Origin of the sequence: Virgisporangium aurantiacum (genome assembly GCF_016863635.1) — a bacterium.
Classification (GTDB): Bacteria; Actinomycetota; Actinomycetes; order Mycobacteriales; family Micromonosporaceae; genus Virgisporangium; species Virgisporangium aurantiacum.
Map to the genome: position 1 here is coordinate 151,130 of NZ_BOPG01000065.1, position 7,796 is coordinate 158,925.

The 7,796-nt window shown below is 70.1% G+C and carries 5 protein-coding genes; 4 read left to right on the forward strand and 1 reads right to left on the reverse strand.

The window, feature by feature from the left end:
- Complete coding sequence (locus Vau01_RS44765) at window positions 1-1,185, forward strand: hypothetical protein (protein ID WP_204006368.1); 1,185 nt, start codon at window positions 1-3, stop codon at window positions 1,183-1,185.
- 499 nt (window positions 1,186-1,684) lie between these two features.
- Here Vau01_RS44765 and Vau01_RS44770 read toward each other — a convergent pair whose 3' ends face one another.
- Window positions 1,685-2,956 carry an extracellular catalytic domain type 1 short-chain-length polyhydroxyalkanoate depolymerase gene (locus Vau01_RS44770; RefSeq protein WP_204006369.1) on the reverse strand — a complete coding sequence of 424 codons (1,272 nt, stop codon included), beginning with the start codon at window positions 2,954-2,956 and terminating at the stop codon, window positions 1,685-1,687.
- A gap of 240 nt (window positions 2,957-3,196) precedes the next feature.
- On the opposite strand from Vau01_RS44770, the gene Vau01_RS44775 reads away from it, so the two are divergent.
- The 3 genes from Vau01_RS44775 to Vau01_RS44785 are packed head-to-tail and all read left to right on the forward strand — an operon-like array spanning window position 3,197 to window position 7,663.
- The gene (locus Vau01_RS44775; RefSeq protein ID WP_204006370.1) at window positions 3,197-3,754 is read left to right on the forward strand and encodes a hypothetical protein; all 558 of its coding nucleotides are present in this window, start codon (window positions 3,197-3,199) and stop codon (window positions 3,752-3,754) included.
- Between the two features lie 43 nt (window positions 3,755-3,797).
- Entirely contained in the window at window positions 3,798-4,832 is a 1,035-nt protein-coding gene (locus Vau01_RS44780) for a hypothetical protein (RefSeq protein WP_204006371.1), read from the forward strand.
- Window positions 4,829-7,663, forward strand: coding sequence for an ATP-binding protein (locus Vau01_RS44785; RefSeq protein ID WP_204006373.1), 2,835 nt, complete (start codon window positions 4,829-4,831; stop codon window positions 7,661-7,663). Before Vau01_RS44780 ends, Vau01_RS44785 begins: the two co-directional genes overlap by 4 nt.
- The last annotated feature ends 133 nt before the right edge of the window (window positions 7,664-7,796 follow it).

Genomic DNA, 7,796 nt, shown 5'->3' on the forward strand with positions numbered 1-7,796 from the left:
ATGCTGAACGCACTCATCGCCGTCACCCTGGCCTTTGCCGCTCCCACCTGGAGCTCCGCGAACAGCAACTCGACCGGCGACCAGGACAACGCCGCCATCGCCACCAACCGGTCCGGTCACGTCGCCGTGGTGTGGGAGGACGACCGCGACACCGACACCGCGACGAACGACAACCACAGCGAGGTCTACCTCCGCCTGTACAAGGACGGCACGTCGCTGTACGAGATCAAGGTGTCGGCCGCCGGCACCAGCGGCGTCGACTGGCGCCACCTCACCCCCGACGTCGGCCTCGACGACAAGGGCAACGCGGTGGTGGTGTGGGCCGACGACCCCGACGGCAACGGCTACTACAACATCCCGTACCGCGTGGTGTCGCCGAGCGGGAGCATTCTCGCGTCCGGTCAGGCCAACGCCGACTCGACCGGCCAGCAGATCCGGCCGAAGGTCGCCGTCGATCCGGACGGCACGCCGACCGTCCCGGCGGCGGTGGCGTTCACGGTGGTGTGGGAGGACATCCAGGCCGCTCCCGCGACGCCGACGATCCGCGCGTCCGGCTACACGAACATCACCACGAAGGCGTACGAGGTACAGGTGAGCCAGGCCGGCGGAACCCACCAGCGGCCCGACGTCGGTGTGTCGGCGGCCGGTGACGCGACGATCGTCTGGAACGAGGACGCCGACGCGAACGGCGTGTTCAACGTCGGACTGGTGCGGCTGGCGAAGGCGACCGGCGCGGTGACGCTGTCGCGCCGCGTCGCGAACGGCTCCGGCGACGGGCAGAACGCGGCCGTGGCAACGGGACTCACCGGCGACTTCGCGGTCGCGTGGGAGAGCGCCGCGCAGGTGTGGGTGCGCTCGTTCACCGCGGCCGGCGCGGCCCGGCACCCCGACACGGCGGTCGGCGCGGGCGCCGGTGCGTCGATCGGCATCGACGACGCGGACTCCGTCGTGGTCGGGCGCACCGCGAGTCTCGATGTGTTCGTGCGCGGTTTCAACGGCACCGGGACGACCACCGGCCGGCTGCCGGACCAGACCATGAGCCAGGTGACGGCGGGACGGCAGGAGCAGTTCGCGCTGGCGGTGTCGCCGTGGGGCGAGGTGCCCGTCTGCTACACCGACGACAACGACGGCAACACCTACGACCAGCTCCTGCTCGGAATCGGGCTGACGAACTCGGACTGGTAGGGCGTCGAGAGTGACGCACCGCCGGGTGCCCCCGTGGCCGCCCGGCGGTGCGTCTGTCCTCGCCGGTGACGAGGAACCTCAGGGGCGATCGGGTTTCGCACGGAATTCATTTTCCGGTAAACCTCCACGCGCGCGTGGGTACCGGCCGGCGGACAGTTGGGGGGAATTAGCCATCCGCCGGCCGGCACGATTGTGGCGGGGTTATTCCCCGAGCTTTGTCAGCCGGAAACCACTGACTTCCAGCCGGAGTAGGCCAGAAAATTGAGGAAGTCTTGAGGTTGCCTGAGAGCGCCTCTGAACAGGCCGTTCGCGCGCGTGGAAAATCACCACGATACCCCCGTATCGAGCGTTCCTGATTCAGTTGGATGTGGGCCGAGGCCAATTCTTGGCGCCCAAAATACCGGCTTGATCACGTAGTTGCAATAGCAACAAATCGAGTACCGCCGAATTAACGACGGGTGCCGTACGCAGATCTGCGTACGGCACCCGGTTCGTGGGGTCAGCTTGCGGTGCAGGTGTTACCCGAGTTGCTCGGGCCGGTGCCCGTCCCCTGGAAGCCGAACTGGATCGACTGCCCGGCGTTGATGCGGCCGTTGTAGCTCACGTTGCCGAACGAGGTGCCGTTGCGGGTGGTGTTCCACGCGTTGGTGATGCCGGACGCCGACGGGATCGACACCGTCCAGCCGTTGATGGTCGACGACCCGGCGGTGACCGTCACCGTGGCCACGTACCCGCCGGTCCACTGGTTCAGCGACACCGACGCCGAGCATGCGCCGCCCGGCTGCGGGTTCGACGGCGTGCCGGGGCTCGACGGCGACGGTGACGACGGGTCCGGTCCCGGTCCGCTGGTGTTGAGGCCCATGAACGCGATCGCCATCGCGGCCTGGCCGCTGAGCGGAAGGTTGTGGCCGACGCCCTGCAGCGAGATGCCCTCGACCGGTGCCTGCACGCCGGTGCCGCCGTACCGGGTGCGGGTCCAGCCGGACTGCGGGGTGTCGGTCATGCTCGGCGTCTGGCTGAGACCGTGGACGTTCGTCCACTGCTTGATCTGTTCGCCGAAGTTGGGGTACTGCAGCGTGGTGTCGGCGGTGCCGTGCCACGTCTGCATCCGCGGCCGCGCGCCGGTGTAGCCGGGGTACGCGCTGCGGACGAGGTCGCCCCACTGCTGGGCGGTCATGATGCGCTGGCCGTTGGCGCACTGGGAGTTCCAGCTCGACCCGTCGGTGGTGGCGAAGCAGGCGTGCGGCACGCCCATGAACGCCGCGCCCGCCTTGAACACGTCGGGGTACGTGGCGAGCAGGACGTTGGTCATCATTCCGCCGGACGACGCGCCGGTGGCGTAGACGCGGCTCGCGTCACCGTTGCGGTTGGCCACGACCCACCGCACCATCGACACGATGCCGGCCGGGTCGCTGTTTCCGCTGTGGCTCAACGCCGCCGGCGACGACACGTCGAAGCACTGTCCGCTGCGGGTGGCCGACGGATAGATGACGATGAAGCCGTACTGGTCGGCCAGCGACGCGAACTGCGTGCCGGAGAAGAACGCCGGCCCGGTACCGGTGCAGTAGTGCACCGCCACCAGGATCGGTGGCCGGGGGCTGGCGACCCGGTCCGGCACGTACAGGTGCATCCGCAGGTTGGTGGGGTTGGTCCCGAAGTTGGTCACCTCGACCAGCGAGGCGGCCGACGCCGGGCGGGCGATCGTCAGCGCGACCGTGGCGAGAACAGCGGCGGCGCCGAGTGTCAGCGCAGCCCTGATCGACTTTCTCATCGCAGCTCCTGGGGGTGGCGGCAGAGGGCGTGTCGGCGATTGTCGATGTCTTAGCTGGAGGCGTCAACGTGTGATTTCGTTGGGATTTCGGAAATGTCTCGGCTGTCGCGGGTGATTTGGCGGCTTTCGAAGCGTTATTGCGGACCGTTCACCGTCGATGCGTCGTCGAATACCCGAAAGTTTTTCGGACGCGATCCCATCTGATTGTGTACCCATACCCCCTTGGGGTATTGTCTCGGCATGGCTGTCATGGATGACGTTCGGACCACCCATCCACGCCGGTACCTGCCGGCCGCGTTCGGAGTGGCCTTCGCCGGTCTCAACATCGTCGGGCTCGCCGAGGGTGCCGACCTGGCGCCGTTGCTCGCCGCCTCCGGCTTCGTGTACCTGGGCGCGGCGGCGCTGCGCCGGCCCGGCACCGCGTGGCCGATGTTCTGGTTGACGTTCGTGGTCATCGGCATCAGCAAGGCGGTCGGCGGCCCCGACTCGGTGTGGGTCCTGCTCGGCCTCGCCGCGCTGTTCGCGGTGTACGGCCTGGTGCGCGGCGCGGCCCGCGACCCGGGCGGGCTGCCGCTGCAGGCGGTCGCGATGGCGGTGGTCGGAGCGGCCGCGGCGGTGACGCTCGTGGTCGGTGGCGACCTCGGCGGCTACCTGGTGGCGGCGGGGCTGCTCGGCCACGCCGGGTGGGACGCCTATCACCACCACACCGGAACGGTCGTGACGCGCTCGATGACCGAGTTCTGCTTCGTGCTCGACACGCTGGTGGCAATCTCGATGGTCGTGGTCATCGTGATGTGATAAGACGGGTGGCTTCCCGTTCTCACACCGAAGGTGGTACCTCGTGACCGATCCGCATTTCGGCCGCGATCCGCTGTTCGAGGCGGTGCAGGACGTCAACGCCAGCTACCGCGCGGCGCGCACCGGATACGAGAAGCCCGACGAGTTCATCGACGACACGATCACGCCGGTCAATCTGCGGCCGCACATCGCCCGGACCATCGTCGGTTTCCTGCTGGCCACCGTCGTGGGCTTCTTTCTCGCCTGCTGCCTGGGCTGCCTCACGATCTCGGGCAACGCCAGCGTCGACGAGACGTTCGATACCTCCGGCACCAACCCGCTCGGCAGCGGTTTCTACACGTTCTCCGCCATCCTCGCGCTGGCGTACATCGCCTGGGTCGTCAGCCTCTTCTTCCGCATCCGCGAGCCGATCGCCGAGTACTCGCTGCTGATCGAGGGCCGGGCGATGGCCGCGCCGAGCGCGTACGGGTTCGTGCTCCGGGCGGCACAGGCCCGGTCGACGCCGTTCCCGTTGTACCCGGTGCGCATCTCCGGCCAGTACTGGCTCCGGCTGGGCGACGACCGGCTGCAGTCGCTGATCGTGGTGCAGACCTACGGCACCGACCTCTACGTCGGCTGGACGATGTGGCGGTCGCGCTCCACGATCGTGGTCCTCTGGCACATCATCCGTGACCTGTTCCGCATCTTCGCCGGCGGCACGGCGTACCGGTCGGCGCTGCAGAACACCCACGCGCGGGCGCTGCGCGAGATCACGCACAGCCTCACCCGGCTCGGCGTGCAGGCGGCGGTCCTCAACGTCACGGCGCCGCCGGAGGTCGCGTACCTGGTCAGCCAGGTCGCCGAGGTGTCGCTGGAACAGGTCGCCTCGGTGGCGCCGCCGCCCATCCAGCCGCCGACGCAGACCATCCCGACCGACCCGTCCGGGCAGCAGTACTACCCGCAGCCCGGTGTGGCGCCGGCCAGCGGTCCGCCGGTGAGCGGTCCGCCCAGCGGGCCGTACGGTCCGCCGGTGAGCGGTCCGCCGACGCCGCCGCCGGGGTACCCGCAGGGTCCGTTCGGCCCGCCGCCGTCCCAATGACCCTGGAGCCAAGCTCGCCGCCGCAGGCACCCGCGCCGTACGTGTCGGTGGGTGCCGACCGCGTGTGGTGCTGGGTGGCCTACCGGATCGGCGCGGCCGTCGACATCTCGCTGCGGTCGGGCTACGCCAGCCTGACCGCCGAGCAGCGGCTGGCCCGCGCGGTCGGCGAGCAGGCCGAGTACGTGGGGCACCTGCTCGGCCTGCCCGAGTCGACCGTGGTCGCGCTGCGGTTCGTGCACCGCCAACCCGGTCTGCTCGACGCGTACCTGATCGTGCGCGTCGAGGCGCCGAGCCATCCGCAGGCGCTCGCCGGCGCGCAGTCGGCCGCCACGACGCTCGCCACCGTGCCCGACCACGTGCGGCTCACCCCGCTCGGCGACCCGGCCGAGGTGGCCGCGGTGCTCGCGCCGTTCACGCCGGTGGCGGGCGGGCTGGCGCAGATCCACAAGCGGATCCGGATGGCGCGGCCGTCGCGACCCGACGCCAGGGTCGCGAGTTACATCGCGGTCGAGCCGTTCGGACAGCGGCCCGCGCGGTGGGACGCTTTATTGGACGCGCTGCGCACCCACCCCACGTCCCTCGCGCTCTCGGTCGAGTTGATGGCCGGGCCCGTGCCGCCGCTGGTGCGGCGGATGCTGGAGGTCGAGGCCACCCGCTACAGCCGGTTGGCCAAGCCGGTCGACCAGGCGAGCGAGGTCGGCGGAATGATGCGCCTCGGCGCCGACGCGAGCGCCATGACCATCGAACCGTTCTACCTCGACGCGTTGCGCCGCTACGACGCGCGGGCGTTCCGGTTCGCGGTCACCCTGGCCGCGCCCGATCCGTTGCCCGACGCGCTCGTCGCCCTGGTCGGCGCGACGGTGAGCCCGCCCGCGGCGGCCACGCCGAACCGCGACGATCCGCGGACCGTCCCCAGTGGACACCTGGCGGCCCGGCCGGCGTCCCAGTCCGAACACGACACCCTCGCCGCCGCGTTCACCACGCTGCAGCCCACCACCTGGGGCGCGCAGGATCTGACCGTGGCGCTGCGGTCTGACAACCAGCCGTCGCCGCGGGACGCCCTGCGGATGCTGCGGCTGCTCGTCGACCGCGACGAGGCGGCGTCGCTCTTCCGGCTGCCGCTGGCGTTGGAGGGGCACGTTCCCGGGCTCGCGGTGGTGCGGCCGCGCGACTTCACCCGCGTCGTGGCGCAGCCGACCGGGCCGTCGCTGCTGCTCGGCAACCAGGACGGTGAGTCACCCGTCTCGATCGCCGTGGCCGACCTGCCGCGGCACGGGTTCATCGTCGGAACACCGGGTTCCGGCAAGACGAACACCGCGCTGCACCTGTGCCGGCAACTGCGCAGCCACGGGGTGCCGTTCGCGGTCATCGAACCGGTCAACGCGCAACTCAACGACTACCGCTGGCTCGCGACGCTGCCCGAGTTCGAGGACCTGCTCGTGTTCACCGTCGGAGACGACGACGTGGCACCGTTCCGGCTCAACCCGTTCCAGGTACCGTTCGGCGCGACCGTGACGTCGCACGTGTCGAACCTGCTCGCCTGCTTCGAGGCGGCGTTCGGGCTGTGGGACCCGCTGCCGTTCCTCTACCGGCGGGCGCTCGTCGACACGTACCGCCGGCGCGGCCTGCACGCCGGCGACCGCGCCGGACCCGCCGACGGCGACCGGTGGCCGGTGCTGGCCGAGTTCGTGACGGCGCTCACCGAGGTGGTCGAGAACCTCGGCTACGCGGGCGAGGTGCACGCCAACATCGACGCGGCGGCCCGCCTGCGCGCCGAGGCACTGATCGAGGGTGCGTGCGGAACCACCCTCAACTGCCAGCGCTCCTACGACATCGGCGCGCTGATGCGGCGTCCAATAATCTTTGAACTTGCCGGCGTGGGCGACAACGCCAAGGAACAGTCGTTGATCACCCTGTTGATCATCACCGCGATGCGCGGCTGGTACCGGCAGCACCGGCGGTCTTCCGACACCCCGCACGTGTTGCTGTTGGAGGAGGCGCACCGGGTCTTTCCGCGCTTTGTTGCTGGCACCGGTTCTGGCGATTCGAAGGAGGGCAACGCGCAGGCGCTGGCTGCGGAACGCATCGCGCAGGGCCTGGCCGAGGACCGCAAGTATTCGCAGTCGTATTTTCTGATCGACCAGCAGGTGGGCAAGGTCGCCGACGACGCCTACAAAATCACGAACCTGAAGGTCATGCACCGCACGTCGGCCGAAGACGACCGGCGGCTGCTCGGGCAGACCATGAGCCTCACGGCCGACCAGGAGAAGACGGCCGCCGGCCTCAAGCCGTTCGAGGCGCTGGTGTCGCACAACACGCTGGAGCAGGCGGTGCACGTCACCGTCCCCAACGTGCGCGCGGTCGACGCCGCCGCCCGGGGCATGGCCGACGCCCCGTTGGCCGAGAACCACGACCTGTCCGTACGATTCGCCCGCTGGCGCTCTTTCGAGCCCTCGGTCGACGAGGCGCTGGCGCCGTTCCCGGAGTGCGGCCCGTGCCGCCACCGCTGCATGTTCCGCCGCCACGCCGAGTCCGTGGTAAGCCGTGCGACGGTGGACGATCTGTTCGAAGACAACGACGACGGCGAACACGATTCCGACGAGTGGTGGGGCGGCTTCCCACCCCGCCTGGCATCGGTCTCCGGCGCCGCACCCCCGACCGTTCCCGGCACCGACCCCGCCGGCTGGTCCGTCGACTACCGGGCGTGCGTGTTTCTGCATGCGCAGCGGAGGCAGTATCCGCCCGAGAACTGGAGCTCGACGGGGCGGGCGTCGGCGGTAGCGTGGGTGGCGAAGGTGCACCGGGCGCTGAGCGCGGGCCCGGATGCCTGAACGTCCCCCGGAGGGACCGCGAAGTCCGGAGCCTTCCAAGCCGGAGCCCCCGAAGGGCGGTGATCCGCCCGCGCCGAAGCAGGGCGATCCGCCAGGGCCGAAGGGCGGTGATCCGCCTGCGGCGAAGGGTGGT

Bases quoted from the DNA above. Each gene is read 5' to 3' on its own strand.
- Vau01_RS44765 (WP_204006368.1), top strand. From the start codon at position 1: ATGCTGAACGCACTCATCGCCGTCACCCTGGCCTTTGCCGCTCCCACC.
- Vau01_RS44770 (WP_204006369.1), bottom strand. From the start codon at position 2,956: ATGAGAAAGTCGATCAGGGCTGCGCTGACACTCGGCGCCGCCGCTGTT.
- Vau01_RS44775 (WP_204006370.1), top strand. From the start codon at position 3,197: ATGGCTGTCATGGATGACGTTCGGACCACCCATCCACGCCGGTACCTG.
- Vau01_RS44785 (WP_204006373.1), top strand. From the start codon at position 4,829: ATGACCCTGGAGCCAAGCTCGCCGCCGCAGGCACCCGCGCCGTACGTG.